Origin of the sequence: Spirillospora sp. CA-142024 (assembly GCF_050942325.1) — a bacterium.
GTDB lineage: Bacteria > Actinomycetota > Actinomycetes > Streptosporangiales > Streptosporangiaceae > Spirillospora.
Map to the genome: position 1 here is coordinate 9,095,838 of NZ_CP192077.1, position 16,075 is coordinate 9,111,912.

General features: G+C 64.3%; 13 protein-coding genes and 1 pseudogene. 9 read left to right on the forward strand and 5 right to left on the reverse strand.

From position 1 onward, the window contains the following. Window positions 1–25: 25 nt before the first annotated feature. A complete protein-coding gene (locus ACQPZP_RS43135) occupies window positions 26–844 on the forward strand; it encodes a DUF3883 domain-containing protein (RefSeq protein WP_433475382.1) in 819 nt (272 codons plus the stop codon). 23 nt (window positions 845–867) lie between these two features. On the opposite strand, the gene ACQPZP_RS43140 is transcribed toward ACQPZP_RS43135, so the two are convergent. After that, window positions 868–1,703 (reverse strand): IS5 family transposase gene (locus ACQPZP_RS43140; protein WP_433475383.1). Its coding sequence is split into 2 segments (ribosomal slippage): window positions 868–1,349 and window positions 1,349–1,703, totalling 837 coding nucleotides; the frame shifts between segments, so codons are not numbered across the junction. Between the two features lie 1,201 nt (window positions 1,704–2,904). On the opposite strand from ACQPZP_RS43140, the gene ACQPZP_RS43145 reads away from it, so the two are divergent. Next, window positions 2,905–3,699 carry an HNH endonuclease gene (locus tag ACQPZP_RS43145; protein WP_433475384.1) on the forward strand — a complete coding sequence of 265 codons (795 nt, stop codon included), beginning with the start codon at window positions 2,905–2,907 and terminating at the stop codon, window positions 3,697–3,699. A 280-nt stretch (window positions 3,700–3,979) separates the two neighbouring features. Here the strand turns inward: ACQPZP_RS43145 and ACQPZP_RS43150 are convergent, their stop codons facing one another. Further along, window positions 3,980–4,483: a very short patch repair endonuclease gene (locus tag ACQPZP_RS43150; RefSeq protein ID WP_433475385.1), complete on the reverse strand. Its 504-nt coding sequence runs from the start codon at window positions 4,481–4,483 to the stop codon at window positions 3,980–3,982. Between the two features lie 109 nt (window positions 4,484–4,592). Between ACQPZP_RS43150 and ACQPZP_RS43155 the strand changes: the two genes are divergently transcribed. Further along, window positions 4,593–5,858 (forward strand): DNA cytosine methyltransferase, encoded by a 1,266-nt coding sequence (locus ACQPZP_RS43155; RefSeq protein ID WP_433475386.1) that lies wholly within the window; start codon window positions 4,593–4,595, stop codon window positions 5,856–5,858. A 702-nt stretch (window positions 5,859–6,560) separates the two neighbouring features. Here ACQPZP_RS43155 and ACQPZP_RS43160 read toward each other — a convergent pair. Then, window positions 6,561–7,378, reverse strand: a pseudogene (locus tag ACQPZP_RS43160) (IS5 family transposase). Between the two features lie 424 nt (window positions 7,379–7,802). Between ACQPZP_RS43160 and ACQPZP_RS43165 the strand changes: the two are divergent. Further along, window positions 7,803–8,968, forward strand: a protein-coding gene (locus tag ACQPZP_RS43165) for an IS3 family transposase (RefSeq protein WP_433479771.1) whose coding sequence is annotated in 2 segments (ribosomal slippage) — window positions 7,803–8,067 and window positions 8,067–8,968 — 1,167 coding nt in all. Because the reading frame shifts where the segments join, the coding sequence is not laid out codon by codon here. 156 nt (window positions 8,969–9,124) lie between these two features. Here the strand turns inward: ACQPZP_RS43165 and ACQPZP_RS43170 are convergent. After that, the gene (locus tag ACQPZP_RS43170) at window positions 9,125–10,096 is read right to left on the reverse strand and encodes an IS481 family transposase (protein ID WP_433475387.1); all 972 of its coding nucleotides are present in this window, start codon (window positions 10,094–10,096) and stop codon (window positions 9,125–9,127) included. Window positions 10,097–10,632: 536 nt separating this feature from the next. Between ACQPZP_RS43170 and ACQPZP_RS43175 the strand changes: the two genes are divergently transcribed. From ACQPZP_RS43175 to ACQPZP_RS43185, 3 genes are all read left to right on the forward strand, one after another. Beyond that, complete coding sequence (locus ACQPZP_RS43175) at window positions 10,633–11,142, forward strand: DUF1269 domain-containing protein (protein WP_433475388.1); 510 nt, start codon at window positions 10,633–10,635, stop codon at window positions 11,140–11,142. A 348-nt stretch (window positions 11,143–11,490) separates the two neighbouring features. Continuing rightward, on the forward strand, window positions 11,491–12,693 hold the full coding sequence (locus ACQPZP_RS43180; protein ID WP_433475389.1) for a cation:proton antiporter domain-containing protein: 1,203 nt from the start codon (window positions 11,491–11,493) through the stop codon (window positions 12,691–12,693). A gap of 163 nt (window positions 12,694–12,856) precedes the next feature. Beyond that, complete coding sequence (locus ACQPZP_RS43185; protein ID WP_433475390.1) at window positions 12,857–14,029, forward strand: hypothetical protein; 1,173 nt, start codon at window positions 12,857–12,859, stop codon at window positions 14,027–14,029. Window positions 14,030–14,434: 405 nt separating this feature from the next. Here the strand turns inward: ACQPZP_RS43185 and ACQPZP_RS43190 are convergent, their stop codons facing one another. Beyond that, window positions 14,435–14,671: a hypothetical protein gene (locus ACQPZP_RS43190; RefSeq protein WP_433475391.1), complete on the reverse strand. Its 237-nt coding sequence runs from the start codon at window positions 14,669–14,671 to the stop codon at window positions 14,435–14,437. A 259-nt stretch (window positions 14,672–14,930) separates the two neighbouring features. Here ACQPZP_RS43190 and ACQPZP_RS43195 point away from each other — a divergent pair, with 259 nt between their 5' ends. Then, window positions 14,931–15,581 (forward strand): DUF5753 domain-containing protein, encoded by a 651-nt coding sequence (locus tag ACQPZP_RS43195; protein ID WP_433475392.1) that lies wholly within the window; start codon window positions 14,931–14,933, stop codon window positions 15,579–15,581. Continuing rightward, window positions 15,578–15,775 carry a DUF397 domain-containing protein gene (locus tag ACQPZP_RS43200; RefSeq protein ID WP_433475393.1) on the forward strand — a complete coding sequence of 66 codons (198 nt, stop codon included), beginning with the start codon at window positions 15,578–15,580 and terminating at the stop codon, window positions 15,773–15,775. The genes ACQPZP_RS43195 and ACQPZP_RS43200 overlap by 4 nt, the downstream gene beginning before the upstream one ends. The last annotated feature ends 300 nt before the right edge of the window (window positions 15,776–16,075 follow it).

A 16,075-nucleotide genomic window follows, 5' to 3' on the forward strand; every position in this document is an offset into this window, starting at 1 on the left:
CTCATCCGTAGACCGTGCCCATGCCGTGTTTGCCAACCACCCCGACTTCGTCGATCTCACTCCCACGCAGTACGGGACTGCCCTCGCGTGGCTTAAAGATCTCGGTATCGTAAGCAGCGATGGGGCCCTGGCCCACCGCGGCAGCCCGCTTGAGTTGGTCCTCATGGAGGCGGCAATCCTGCATGCCAGCCCGCTGTGGCTCCGCGACGCCGACCAGCTGATCAGTACCCCTGATGATCTGCCTAACGATGCAATTACGATAGGCGAGGCCCTCGGGCTCTCCCCACGTCAGGCCACGGCCGTAATACACACTGCCTGGGGAAAATTCGATGCCGCCGCCCGTGAACAGGTCGGCGCGGCCGGAGAGGCGACACTCGCCACACTTCTCAAGGATGTCTCAGGCGTGCATGTCGACCACGTTGCAGAGTATGCCGACGGCCTTGGCTACGACATTTCCGTGCAGGCCGACGGGTTGTGCCTGAATCTGGAGGTTAAGACCACAACCCGGAGGGGTCGTCTCACCATCTACCTGTCCCGCACCGAGTACGAGGTGATGCGGGACGACCCGGCATGGCGGCTCGCCCTCGTCTTCCTTGATGCCGATCTGCAGGTAGGGGCCGTCGGAACCATCGAGCCTGGCTGGATCCGCCAGCACACCCCAGCTGACCAGTCCTCAGTCGGCCGCTGGGAATCAGTTCGCTTCGACATCCCGCCCTCCGTCATCCGGCGCGGGATCAGTGATGTACGTGATTGGGCAGGAACCCAACTTGGTGCCTGTCACCCGCTCCGTACCGGAACCGGTCCACACCCGCCGGCCTGGATGATGGCAGCGGTAGGCGACTAAGTGCGTGTTTGAGAAGGATCTTGTTACAGGTATTCGAGGGGGCGTGGGCCTTGGCGGACGGCGGGCTGTCCACCGCGTGCCAGGCGGCGGGTCATGAGGCCGATGGCGGCCCAGCGGATCATGGCTTCGTTGGTGGCGGGGTGGCAGCGTTCGTAGTCGCGGGCCAGGCGGCGGTGTGCGGTGAGCCAGGCAAGCGTCCGCTCCACCGCCCACCTGCGGGGCAGTACGGCGAACCCTTTTTGGTCTGCGGGTTTGCGGACGATGTGGATCGTGGTGCGCAGGGTCTGGGCGGCCCAGTCGACCAGGCGTCCGGCGAATCCGGCGTCGGCGAACACGAATCGGCAGGTCGGGGATGCCAGGTACAGGCCCAGCAGGGTGCCCTTGGCGCCGTCGCGGTCCTGGACGCCGGCGGCGCACACGGTCACGGTGATGAGCAGGCCGAGGGTGTCGGTGACGATGAACCGCTTGCGGCCCGGCACCTTCTTGCCCGCGTCGTACCCGCGCGGCCGACGGTGTCGGCGGCCTTCACGCTCTGGGAGTCGATGATGCCCGCGCTGGGGTCGGCGTCGCGGCCCTCGACCTGGCGGACCTGCTGCCGCAGCGCGTCGAGCATCCGCAGCGTGACCCGCTGCTTCTCCCACCGCACGAAGTACCAGTACACCGTCTGCCAGGGCGGGAAGTCGGCGGGCAGTTGCCGCCACGGACAGCCGGTCCGCACCACGTACAGCACCGCGTCCACGATCTCGCGCCGCGAATGCTTCTCCGGGCGGCCACCGCTGCCGGCCGGCGGCAGCAGCGGCTCCACCAGCGCCCACTCCTCATCGGTCAGGTTCGAGGGGTAACACGACGTCCGAGCCATCGCCACACCCTGCGCAAACCGGCACACGACATCACGCAGACACACCGACCGAGATCAACTTCTCAAACGCGCACTAAGAATGTCAGGACTTGCGCACACGGCTGAATGTGCACGGGGGGCATCTAGCCGTCGGCGGATGACACTCCACACGTGCAAACAGCAGGTCGTCCCATCCCACAGAGCGCCAGCCGTGTTCAACCGAGATCGCTCACCCTTGCGATCCAACATGCCATTGCTCGAGCTGATTTAGATGGGCACCAACACGTCTCCTCAGTGTCGCCAGACCGCTCCATCGACAAACGCCCGTTTAGGCGATCACGGAGGCATGATGCATCTGAAGACAGAAGGGATCACCCTGGAGATGATCGTTACCCATAGCAACACGCCCTAGCGTCGCGGCCATCAAGCTACCTGGGCTTGGTTACTGGGATTCACGCGAGCCCGCACAAGAGGCACTGCATGGGCTGGCCCGTGGTATTTGCCCCATGACACATGAGACTGAGGCTGGGTTCGAGCCTCGTCACTGCTAAATTTGCGGCGCACTTGAACACGTAAGCGACAGTTCGGATCTGGCCGAGCCAGAAACCTGAAAAACTGACTTGATTCACGACGCCCGACTTAAGTGCCACTACCCCATAGCCACCGACAGCCATCCCTCATCCTTGCCTCGTCGGCGCGAGACCGCCGCAACGTCGGCCTTAATCATGTCACCTTACCGTCGATTCACGAGGCCGGTACGTATGCAAGACCGTCCGCGCTTGCCACGACAGCTACACAGGCGCGCATAGCAATGGAATGCGCTCCCCTCGCAGCTTGGAGACCTGGACCAGAGAGATGGTTGGGTCGTGAGAGACAGGAGAGGACGGTGTGATCCGGAACTCCGTGAGGGCACGATGCGGATCGTCACGGAGACCAGGAAGCCCATCGCGCAGGTCACGAGCTCAGCCAGGCGACCGGGCCGGAACCACGACGCTGTGGTCAACCTGGAGTCGCAGCCGTCCTTACACCAGGCCAGGGCATGACAACAGCGATAGCCAGCAGGTGCTGCTCACCGGATCTGCGACGCGCTGCTTCGCCCTCCGCCAGGTGCACCTGATCAGGCCCGCGTCTTCCGAAGGGTCCAGTGCCCTCACAAGTGGTGTTCAGATACTGGGTTGTACCCGCAGGCGCCAACGGCTAGACATTTGCTGTGATCTCAGACATGACCGACAGCGCCGACAACTACCCGGCCGGGGCTTACGCACCCGGGCACGTGCTGTGGTGGGAGCTGCGCTACTGGCCGGGGACCCGTCGAAAGTTCGGTGACGAGCAGAAAACCGCAGCATGGTTGGCCTTCAACGTCAGCGAAGGCGAGACGTTCACGATGCGCACTCTGCGCCGAGCGCTCGGGGAGGACCCCGACGTGCCTAACAGCGCTGAACATCTCAACCGCCGACTGCGCAACCTTCGGCCAGACGACTGGGTCGTCCCATCCAACAAGGACGACAGAACGCTACCGGTAGGTACCTACCGGCTGGATCAAAAGGGATGGCATCCGGGACTGGGGCCGAGACCAAAGCGTGAGGGAATTTCCGACGGGAAGCGTCGGCGAGTGTTCGATCGTGATGGCTTCCGCTGCATGGTGTGTGGAATCGGACGTGGAGAGCCTTACCCTGATAAGCCCGAGAGCAAGGCTGTACTGACAGTGGGTCATCGGCTTGCGCGAGAGCTAGGCGGTTCAACAGACCTGGATAATCTCCAGACAGAGTGCAAGCGGTGCAACGAGCCGGTTCGCCAGGAAATGGGAATACCAGAAACACTCACTGCCTTGATGCCAGACGTCAGAGGGCTACGAAAAGAGGAGTTGCGTTCACTGCGATCCTGGCTCGAAGCAGGACATAGAATCCGGACACGCCTAGACCTGATCTATGACCGGGTGCGCCGCCTATCGGCTAGCGACCAGGACACTCTGAGGCAAAAGATACGCAACATGCTAGACGGCGACAAAAGCTCCTGAGGTAGAGGCCCTCTATATTGCTCCCCCTTGCTCCTAGGCGGGAGCAGGCTCGTCCGCGGACCGACCAATTAGTACCGCACAGCCGTTTACCCTTCTGGTCGCCTTATACGCCCGGCGGGTTCCTTCCCCTTCGGCCCCCACTTCAGACTTCGGATGGCCGAACGGACACGCGGGCGTGGTTTCGCAGATGACCAGGAAAGCGGTTGCTGCAGAACATTTGCCGTGAGGCAAGCTCGGCGTCGACCTGACGTGATCTCGCCCACGGCGATCTATTGTTTTGTCAGTCCTCGCCCGTACCTTCGAACTTGCATTCGGCAGAGGCGGGCCCCACTGCCCGTACGACAGCATCGACGGCCTCGGGGAGGGACTCATGTTCCCACAGGCGCACCACGCGCCAGCCTGCTCCACGGAGGGCAGCATTGGCCTGCCGGTCACGCTCCATGTTCCGACGGAGCTTAGGGGTCCAGTACCACTCGTTCGTGGTGGGCTGCCTGCCGTGTTCTGGACAGACGTGCCAGAAGCAGCCATCGACGAAAACAGCCACCTTGCGCGCCGTGAAGACGATGTCCGGCCTGACGCGGGCACCCCCAGGAAGATCGACCCGAAGATCCTTACGATAGCGGTAGCCAAGAGCATGCAGAGCACTACGCAGCGCTACCTCGGGCTTGGTGTCAGAGCGCCGGTTGGCGCGCATGTTCCGCGACCGTCCCTCGCTCGTCGGGCGGGGATACAGTCCCTTGCCCCAAGCGTGCTCACGAGGGTCACTGCCAGGTGCGTCAGACATGATCTTGCCGTGGCTCTGCTCTCAATTCGTCAGCGGTGGGCCTCCATGAGAGAAGATACTGCTCATGACTGCTTCCTCGCACAACACTCAGGCATCACAGGAGGACTCCATGGCTGACCAGTTGAGAGTCGTGGAGATCTGCGCTGGGGCAGGGGGCCAGTCACTCGGCCTGGAGCGAGCAGGCTTCGAGCACGAACTCGCAGTCGAGCTCGATACCAATGCCATCCAGACCTTGAAGCTGAACCGTCCCGGCTGGAAGATCGGAGAGGGTGATGTCGCCGACCCTTCGGTCTGGGACCCAGCTGACTACCAAGGTATCGACCTGTTCGCCGGTGGGGTGCCCTGTCCGCCCTTCACCATCGCCGGCAAGCAACTAGGGGCAACTGACGAGCGCGACCTATTTGCGTGGGCGGTTAAGCAGTGCCGCGAGATGAAGCCGCGGGCCCTCCTACTGGAGAACGTGCGGGGGCTTAGCATGAACCGGTTCACGGCCTACCGGCAGGCTGTCTTGGACGAGCTCCACGACATGGAATATATTGCGGACTGGAAGCTCCTTCAAGCCTCCGATTTCGGCGTATCGCAGCTTCGACCCCGCTTCGTCCTGGTGGCCATGCATGCCAAGGACTTTGCGTACTTTGAGTGGCCAGAACCTGCTACCAAAAAGCCATTTACTGTCGGAGAACTTTTGCACGACCTGATGGCCGCAAACGGTTGGCCGGGCGCCAACGCCTGGCGCGATAAGGCCAACAAGATCGCACCTACGATCGTTGGCGGCTCCAAAAAGCACGGTGGCGCCGATCTCGGCCCGACACGTGCCAAGGCGGCATGGGCAGAGATGGGCGTCGATGGCTGGGGGATCGCAAACGATGCCCCGGGTCCGGACGATCCCATCGACTTTACGCCCAAGCTGACTTGGCCAATGGTGGCTAGAATCCAAGGCTGGGATGATGCCCGCTACAAGTGGGAGTTTTCTGGTCGCAAAACTTCGGTCTACCGTCAAATCGGAAACGCCTTTCCGCCTCCCGTCGCCGAAGCAGTCGGCACGGCGATCCACAAGGCTTTGAACCCTGGCCCGAAGGCCGCACCCAAGCCCCTCATTGAAGACATCAAGCCGGTCCATGATCCGGTCTACCAGGTTCTTCGTAAGGCAACCCGCTACATGCGTCTCGAAGAGATCTCTCAGGCCCTGCGCCACCCACTTGATCAGCACACTCTTGAGCGGCACATCAACCACCTAAAGCGTGACTTCGAGATCAAAGAGAAGGTTCGCGGCAGCACTACCGCGTACCGCCTCGGCGAGTTCAAGGCCTTCACTGGGCAGGAAATCCACTCGCGTCATGAAGCATTCCAGACTCAGCTCCCGACGATCAGCTAGCCTCGAGCTTTCGCCAGATGATGGTTTGGGAGTTCCAGAGACGCTGGTGGCACACCCAAGGGCAGGAAAGGCTCGGGATAGCGCGAGCTTCTCTGTACCCTCAGGACATCCAGACGCCCGCAGCGGGTTGCGGGTTCAGGATGCAGCGGGTCCGGATTGATCACTTCCCAGGTGGTGACCACCGAGGCTTCGGCCCCCGGCAGGCCTTGTCTGCCAGAGGGGATCCCGACCTTCTCCAGTCCGCGCAGGATGCCCCACATGCGAGCGGCGGTCAGGGCGTGGACCTTGCTCGGCAGGTGCCCCCGATGTCCTCAGGATCGTTCCGCTCGCACTGGCGATCACCAGCAGGTTCATCCCGTGCACCCGGTGTTCGCCGGAGAAGTTCGGGCGGTCTGCTCGTACTCCGTCGGCGTGGATGAGGGTGCCGTCCAGCACCAGATAGGTGAGGTCCATCTCCTGGTCTCCTTGCGCAGCGTCGGCACGAGTTCGGGCGAGCGGGCCGACAGCAGCATTACCGTCTCCTCCACATACCGCCGGCGGTGCTCGTTGACGCCTCCGAACCGACGCTGATTTGGTTGAACGTCTCGTCGTTGCGCAGATGGGCCAGGGGGGAAGCACCTCCTGCCCGGAGTTCAGCAGCCGCCATCTCGACCCGACCGCCTTGCTTCGATGGCGGATGAGCGCGGCGACTTAGAGCGTGTCTCACGTGGGAAGCTGAGCGAGCTTCTTGTAGCAGGTGATGGCGGCTGCGAGGGTGAGGAACGCATTGAACAGGTGGCCGTGACGTTCGTAGCGGATGGTCAGTCGTCGGTAGCCGAACAGCCATGCCAGGGTGCGTTCGATCACCCAGCGGTGGCGGCCGAGGCGTTCGCCGGACTCGATGCCGGGCCGGGCGATGCGCGGCACGATGCCATGTCTGCGCAGCCAGGTCAGATGCTCGGCGGAGTGGTACGCCTTGTCTGCGCGGACTTTGACCGGCCGCCGGCGGCGTGGCCCGCGCCGGGACCGGATCGCCGGTAACGCCATCAGCAGCGGCTTGAACGCTTGGCTGTCGTGCACGTTGGCCGCCGAGACCGCGACCACCAGCGGAAGCCCGCCGGCGTCGGTCAGCACGTGGAGTTTGCTGCCCTTCTTGCCGCGATCGACCGGATTGGGGCCGGTCAGCGTGCCCCCCTTTTCGCGCGGACGGCGGCGGCGTCCACGATCGCCGACGCCCAGTCCACCTGGCCCCGTGACCCGAGCTCGTCCAGTACCACCTAATGCAGTCGCGGCCACAGCCCCGCGGAGGTCCAGGCGGAGAACCGGCGATGCGCGGTCGGGACGCTCACCCCGAAATCCGCAGGCAGATGCCGCCACGCGCACCCGCTGGTCAGCACGTACACGATCGCGGTGAACACCGCACGATCGTCCACTCCTGCGGTTCCGCCACCCTGTCGCCGCGGCGTGAACCCAGGAATCAACGGCTCAACAAGCTGCCACAACTCATCGGGCACCAACCGGAGCGCAAGATCCGACGACATAGTCCCCGATCATGCCGCAAGACCACCGACACCACATGAGACACGCTCTTAGCTCAGCGTTGAAGGCGACACATCCAGGGCTGCGCGGCACACAGCCCGCAGAGGCCTCTGGTTCAGTTGCCGCCTACGTCCCCGTCGTCCCAACTCCACAGCCCTTCACAAGCCAGGAGTGTTGCGACAAGTACTGGAACCCGCCCGCCGCAGCCAGGCCCAGCTTCAAGCGCCGTTGACAACCCGTCTAGCACGGATCCTCCAGGTCGCGGCGCCCACCACCGCACCGCGATCACGCTGTGTGTTGCCGCAGGCCATTCCGAAGGGCAAGCGGTCCCGAAACATAAGGTCGACCACAGACCAAGGGCGTTCCCCCTTGATCGTGGACACCTCGGGACCTGGATCATGAGTGGTCCAGGGAGAGGAGTCCTTGTTGGGGACATTCAGGTACCCGGCGGAGTTTCGGGCCGACGCGGTGGCGTTGGTCCGGTCGTCGGGAAAGCCGATCGCCCAGGTCGCTAAGGATCTGGGGGTCAATCACGAGACGTTGCGGACCTGGGTCCGTGCGGCCCAGGCCGCACAGCGGCCCGGGGCGGCGGCCGAGTCGGCCAAGGACGCCGAGTTGGCCCGGCTGCGCAAGCAGGTCACCGAGCTGAAGCTGGAGCGGGAGATCCTTCGCAAGGCAGCCGCCTATTTCGCTCGGGAGACGCTGGATTGAGCCGCTTTTCCTTCGTCGAGTCCCACCACCGCGCGTTCGGCGTGAAGCGGCTGTGCCAGATCTTGAAGATCTCCCGGTCGGGGTTCTACCGGTGGCGGCAGGCCGCTCCGGCCCGGGCCGCCCGCCAGGCCGCAGATCGGTGTCTGGCCGAACAGATCCGCAAGATCCACGCCGGTTCCGGCGCGACGTACGGATCGCCGCGGGTGCACGCCGAACTCTGCGGCCAAGGGCATCGGGTGAACCGCAAACGCGTCGAACGCGTGATGCGCGAGCACCGGATCATCGGACGGCACCTGCGCCGGCGGTGCCGCACCACCATCCCCGAGCAGCCGGCCTCGCCGGTGCCGGACCTGCTGCGGCGTGACTTCAGGACCGGGGCCGCCAACGCACGCTGGTGCGGGGATGTGACGTATCTGCCCGTCGCAGGGAAGTGGATGTACCTGGCGACCGTGATCGACATCGGAACCAGACGGCTGATCGGCTACTCCATGGCCGAGCACATGCGCGCCGAGTTGGTCATCGACGCGCTGAACGCCGCCTTGGCCACGCGCGGCGGGAACGCCGCCGGGGTGATCTTCAACTCCGACCACGGCGCTCAGTACACCTCCAAGGCGTTCGCTGATGCATGCTCCGCCGCGGGAGTACGCCGGTCGATGGGAGCGGTCGGCTCAAGTGCCGACAACAGCCTGGCCGAGGCATTCTTCGCCAGCCTCAAGCGCGAGATCCTGCCCGCCCACGGCTGGCCGAACATGCACCAAGCCCGGCTCGAGGTGTTCCGGTGGCTTACCTTCTACAACACCCGGAGAAGGCACTCAGCCCTCGGCCACCTCAGCCTGGCCGAGTACGAACAGAGATCATTTATGCTGGCAGCCGCCGCATAGCAACCGGTGTCCACGATCAGGGTGGAAGCCCCCAACTACAAGAACCGCACGCCAGCACCTTGATCCAAGGCCGGATCTCGAAGCCCATCGCAACTCCCAGGCTGGGGGTTGAGACCACCACTAGAACTCTGTCAATGTGCGACCGACGATGATCGTTTACGTCTGGGCCTGAGTCTTCTGCTTGAGACGTTCGTAGGGTGTCTGGCCGCCGAGGCCGCCGTGTGGTCGATCGTAATTGTAGTAGTCCTCCCACTCGCGGAGCTTGTCGTTGAACACCTCGGCGCTGTCGATCAGGACACCGTCGAGCATCGCGTAGAACTCCTCGGCGTCGATGCGATGTGAGCGTTCCACCTTCCCGTTCAGCCGCGGAGTGCGCGGCTTGATGTAGGTGTGCGCGATGCCCTTGTCCAGCACGTGCCAGTGGAACCCGGACTGGAACTCTGCACCGTTGTCCGTTTGGATCACCTCGACCTGGAACGGCAGCCGCGACAGCACGTAGTCCAGGAACTGGATCGCGGTCTTCTGGTTGAGGGTCGGGTAGATGCGCAGCACTCGCAGCCGCGTGCAGTCGTCGATGGCGGTGAACTGGTAGTACTTGTTGCGGCCGCCGCGGCGCCCGGTTGCGGCACCGGCGATCGGCTCGATGAACTTCACGTCGATCTGAAGTCGGTGGCCGGGCAGCTGCTTCTCGTACCGCTTCCAGCGTTTGTCGTGCCGCTTGTAGCGCTGCGAGGCGGGCAGCCGCCCCATGTCCAGCCGTTTGAGGATCCGCCACACCCCGGACTTGGAGATCGTGACGTCGTGGTACCGCTTGAGGTACATCGCGATCTTCTCGGGCCCGAAGTGGTAGTTCTGCCGCAGGTAGATGATCTTCCCGACGACCTCGACGTGGGTGGCGTTCGGACTGGTCTTCGGGCGCTTGGAGCGGGTGCGCAGGCCCTCGACGCCCTCGGCCTGGTAGCGGCGGTACCAGATGTAGTACGCCTGCCGGCTGATCCCGAAGTACCGGCACGTCTGAGCGACGTTGCCGGTGACCTCCTCGACGTGCCGGATGACCGCCAGGCGCCGCTTGGCCTCACGGTCCAGTGGAGGGCTGGGACGGTCGAGCTGGGGGCTGGGGGTCGACATAGATGATCTCCGTAGTGGCCGGAGACCCAGGTGTCAACGATCATCGTCAGTTTTAGACCGACAAACTCAAGTCACCGTAAGGGGGCTTTGTAGATCTCCACACAGCAGCGATGTATAGCGACACGCCCTGACGACTACAGGTCGAATGCGCTGCCGAGGCACTTGAACGCCTCCAGGGTCTGTCGTCGGTCACCTGGATGTAGACCTCGATCGTGACGTGATCTGAATGTGGCGCAGGATGCGCATGGCCACGCGCGGATGCACGTCAAGGGCGGCAGCAGAGTCGCGCAGGTAGAGCGCGGATGACGAGCCTGCGGCATGGTGTCCGAGGGCATGGCGAGGGTCAGCTGTTGCAGGGGGTGGGCTTCACCCGTAGGAGGTGAAGTGCGGCAGGGCCGCCAGTGCGCATCCTGGCGTTGATCGAGAAGACAGCCTGATCGCGGATCACCGGCAGCGTTCCTGCCGAAACGGTCCGCATGATCCGGCTTCGGCCCGCCGCGCGTCCATCCGGGTGCGGTGAGAACAGGAGATACGACATGGCGAAGCCAGATGCGGTATTCATCTACGTCGGCACCTATCCCAGCGAGGCTGTGGCGCGGGCGGACTACGACGTCGTCAAGGACCTTCACGCGGCCGGCGCGATCGGCACTTACGACGCCGCCGTGGTTTCCAAGGACGACGCGGGCAAGGTACACGTGAACAAGGACGAGACGGCCACCCGGCACGGGGCGTGGGGAGGCGCCGCCGTCGGCGCGTTGGTCGGCATCCTGTTCCCGCCCGCGATCATCGCCGGCACCGCGGTCGGCGCCGCCGTCGGCGGGGTGAGCGGCCACTTGTGGCGCGGCATGTCCCGCGCGGACGTCAAGGAGTTCGGGGAGATCATCGATGATGGGCAGGCCGCGCTGATCATCATTGGCGAGAGCAAGCTGTTGCAGGCCATGGACAAGGCCGCGTTGAAGGCCGAGAAGCACGTCGCGAGGGAGCTCGACGTGAGCTCGAAGGACGTCGACAAGGTCGTCCGGGACGCTGCCGGCGAACTCCGCTGACCTGCGGCCCCCTGGAGGAGCCGGTGCCCGGACCTGAGGCCGGTTGTGGTTCTCACCCTTCGTCTTGGGTTCCGGGCCATGGTGTGTCTGCGTCAGCCTGCCGTTACTCCGTCTAGTAGCGTCCAGGTTTCGGAGCGTCGCCGATACTGGCGTCGTCATCTGGCGGGCTCGCTTAGGGCCGTGAGGGGCTCGGCTTCGGTGGTCGGCAAGGCGCCCACTACCTCTGGGAGTGCGCGAGTTCGGTGACGCGCTCGAAGAGACGCGTGACCGAACCGTCGCCGTGACCGGCTGACGCCGTACCGATGAGACGCGTCCGTCTGGCCGGGCGACGCGAGGCCAGGGGGCGCCATGACGACCGATGAGATCCTTTTCGGGTTGGGGCTGACCGTCGCACTCGCGGTCGGCTCCCAGCTCTTGGCGAGCTGGTTGCGCATCCCCGCTTTGATCGTCCTGCTCCCGACCGGTTTCGTCGCGGGTGCGCTGACCGATGACGTCGATCCCCATCGGCTGCTGGGGGCGGCCTTCGAGCCCCTGGTGTCACTGTCGGTGGCGCTGATCCTTTACGACTCCGGTCTGGGACTGGACATGCGGAAGCTCACGGGAGACACCCGCCGCATCGTGGTCAGGTTGATCGTGCTCGGCGTCCCGCTCACGATGGCGGGCGCCGCGCTGCTCGCCGCGCCGCTGCTCGACCTGTCGGCGGGCGCGGCGGTGATGCTGGGAGCCATTCTGGTCGTCTCCGGCCCGACGGTGGTGGGCCCGCTGCTCGGCTTCGTCCGGCCCGCCGAGCGGGTGGGGCGAATCCTGCTCTGGGAGGGTTCACTGGTCGATCCGATCGGCGGCATCCTGGGCGCTGTGGTGTTCAGCGGCGTCATCCACGAGACCCGCGTGGGCTCCGGCACGCACGTACTGCATTTCACCCTCAGCCTCGGAGTCGGCCTGGCCGGCGGGCTTGTCGGGTCAGGACTGCTGTGGTTGCTGATGCGGTGGCTCCGGTTCGGCGAGGTGCTCGCGGCCACCGCACAGCTCGCCACCGTGGTCGCCGTGGCGGCCGCCTGCGACATCGCCCGCGACGACGCCGGCCTGCTGGCGGCGATCATCATGGGACTTGCGGTGGCCAACCTGAAGAGCTTCGACCTCCCCGAACACAGGCCGGTCTCCGAGACGATCGTCCAGCTGAGCATCGGCCTGCTCTTCATCTCCATCTCGGCCACGATCACACCAGAGTCGGTCGCCGATGTGGCGCTTCCGGCCCTGGGACTGGTCGTCGCCTTGGTCGTGCTCGTCAGGCCACTCCTGGCCTACCTGGCCACGCGCGGCACGGACCTGACGACTGGCGAGTGGTGCTTCATCGGTTGGATGGACCCGCGCGGCATCGTCGCCGCCGCCACCGCCTCGACGTTCTCCACCCAGCTCACCGCGCAGGGAATCGGCGGCGCCTCCAAGATCCTCCCTGTCACGTTTCTAGTGATCGTCGCAACGGTGACCTTGTACGGCCTGACCGCGACCCCGGTGGCCCGCCGTCTGCGCGTCGTCCGCGCGGCGGGTTGAGGTCGGAGGTTCGGAGTTCCGTCTGCCTTACGGCGCGGGTTTCACTGGCCCCGCCCCAGGCCACGTAGGCACCCTCGTCACACACGTCCACCGTCCTTAGAAGGCCAACCCATAGAGCCAGAACTAGCGGGAATCCCGCCCATTTCGGGCATAGCATGCCTGGATGGATCTTTCGGTGATCACGCGCGAGGCCGTCCTCGACGCGATGGCCGAGTGCGATCAGCTCGGGCGTGATCGTTTCCTGCACCACTACGGCTTCGATCCGGCCCGTCGATACTTCCTCCATCACGACGGCGTCTACTACGACTCGAAGGCCATAGTCGGGGTTGCTCACCGTCATGCGACAGGCCAGCCACTGGCCCCGGACCAATTCTCCGGCGGTCGGCAAACGGTCGGCCGGATCCTGGAGCGCTTGGGTTTCGAGGTGATCGTCGAGGAGCCGGCTTCCCCTCGGTCGCGCCTGCTAGAGATCCTTGGGACGCTCCGCGCCGCCAACACCCCTGATGGGCCCGCTCGGCATCAGCCCATAACCCTTCTCTGGGCGCTGGGGAGAGCAGCACACCAGCATCCGCGCCTGGTTTTCTGGCGAGACGTGCACCGTGAACTGCGCGGCCTTATGCGCGAGTACGGCCAACCCAGCTCACGACCAACCCCCGAGTTTCCCATTGTTGCACTGGCCCACACGGATCTGTGGGAATTGCAAGGACACGTGGGGCCTGTTCCACCGGCACACGGCAAGCCGATCACCTGGCTCGAAGAACAGAATCCCCACTGTGGTCTCAGCACCTGGGTATATGAACTCGTCGCGTCGACTGAAGCGGTGCGGCTAGAAGTCATCGAAATCATCGACAGGAAATTCTTCGACGGCGACCTCCCAGAAGCGTTGCTCACGGCGGTTGATTTGCGTCAGATAGAGCACACTTCCGCTTCGCCGTCCGAGGGTGCAAGCAGGCTCGAAATGTACTTGCGGCTCTGCTTTACGGTGGAGGCCGCCGAAGCACGCGGCGACCATGACCGCACCTCGAAGACCGTTCGCGAGCAGCCCGAACGCTCCTCAGCTGCTGTCAAAGCGGTACTGGTCCGAAGCCGCGGGCACTGTGAGAATCCCTTGTGCGCCGGGCAGCCCGACGACGTGAACAAGAACGGCGACCCCATTCTGGAGGTCGACCACGTCCAGGATCGGGCAAAGTGGGGCCGCGACCATCCGATTCAAATGATCGCCCTCTGCCCCAACTGTCATGCGGTCAAGACAAGGGGGCGTACGGGTGAGCAGCTCAGAGAACTCCTCCTATCGGAGGCTCGGGCCAGGCACACTGCCTGGGTGTCCCAAGGCTGAATCTCCTGGTACTGATCAACTGCAGCGTGGATCCGGGTCATCGATTCGCGATCCACGGCCATCTCTCTGTTCTCTCCGCAACTTGAGCGAGGAGAGTGTCTGTGGTGGCGGCCTCTAGCAGGCAACCGCCTTGCGGCGTCGGTACATAGGCCCACCATCGGCACGTGTGGAGTCCCCACCAGCAGTGAACGCCGGGGAATTGCTCTCCGATGTTCGCAATGGTGGGCGGCCGCATGGTGTTGGCCGGCTGCCGATTCAGGAGGTGGAGCGGGCGGTGGAGCGGCGCGGCCGGTGCGCCCGGGGGGACGCTCACCGGACGCGCCGCTCTCACCTCCCCCCAGGGGACCGCGCTGGGGGTCGCGGTCCCCTCCGGTGGCCGTGCCGCGTTGAAGTGCGGTTGTTGCATCACCGGAGTCCCTTTCGCGCGGCGGCGCGTTCGGCCTCTGCCTGCAGGGCGTCGCGAAGCGCGGCGGCGTCCGAGCAGATCACCGTCGGATAGATCCCGGCGGTCGGGTCGTGAAGGCTGGCCACCCAATCGCCCAGCCGCCCGTCCCAGCGAACCGCCCGCCAGATCCGGTGGCCCGTGAATTCGTTGCGAAGACGATCAAGTTGTTGACACTCAAGATCGTATTGCGCATTCATACTCGACCTCCACGTCCTTGCGACTTCCCGGGACAAGCATGGGAGGTGCGAGTTATCTTCGCTACGTTCGTCCAGGAAATACAACAACAGGGAACTGGTGATGAGTGCCCGAGACTCGCTCGATCCGGCTGGTTCACTATGGGACCTCATAGCGCTTCAGCTGCGAAGACATCGCGAGGAGCGTAAAATGTCCGGATCTAAGTTGGGCGAACTTCTTGATCTAGATAGATCGAGTGTTTCGCGCCTTGAATCCGGCGGGATGAAGCTCCAGCTCAAGCACGCGAGGATTCTCGACCGAGAGTGGCAAACCGGCAGTTTGTTCACATTCCTGGCGGGATTTGCCATTGCTGGACATGACACCGAGTGGTTCAAGGCCCACGCCGAGATGGAGCTGCGCGCATCGGAGTTGAGGATCTGGGAGCTGTCCTGGATGCCTGGCCTGTTCCAAACGGAGGACTATGCACGGGCCATGTTCGAGGCGGCCGGGCTGCTCGATATCGAAGCCCACCTTGCGCTACGGATGAAGCGTCAGGATGTGCTGAACCGCGACCCCTGCCCCATCATGCGCGTTTTCCTTGATCAGGGAGCCATCGACCAGCCTGTGGGCGACCCCGAGATCATGCGGGCTCAGCTCGCCGCGATCTTGGAACGGGCACAACATCCGAACATCACGTTTCGAGTCGTCCCGAGAAGCGTAGGTGCGCACATGGGACGAGATGGCTCATTCAAGATCATGACGGTCGGAAACGCCGATATCGCCTACACCGAAGCCTGCGGGGGTGGAAGACTGGTCATGGATGCGGCAGAGGTCCGCTCGTTCAGGCTGCGGTTCGACCGCATCAGCGACCGGGCGTTGCCGGTCGACGCCTCGATCGAGCTGATCACGCGAGTAATGGAGGGGCTTCTTTGACTCCTGTTTGGCGCAAGTCCAGCCGCAGCGGAAGCACGTCCGGCCAGAGCGACTGCGTGGAGGTTGCGCACCTCGGAGGAAACATCGGAGTGCGTGACTCCAAGGCCCCCGAGGCCCCCCACCTTCTTTTCGGCGACGCCGACTGGCGCGTGTTCGCAGACCTTGTGAAGCGCGGGGAGCACGACCTCACCTGAACGTCCCCGCGTTGTACGAGCCCTCGGCCCGATGCGGGTCGAGGGCTCGTCGTTGTGCGTCCGGCATCGGCGAGCTTGAGCGGGGAGGACAGACGGCTCAGTGTCCGGGGAAGGCGCCGCAGCGGGCTCGGGGACGGTCGTGCCTATGGTCCGGACGTCACTCGAATACGGCAAACGCATCAGAACAGATGGTGATTGGCGTGGCGGCGTCCGAGATCTAGGACCTGTCCGCGCGCGGCGAACCGCTCGGGACTCCTACGCGCGAGGGATCGACCTACCGCCACCCCCGTCCGTCTGATC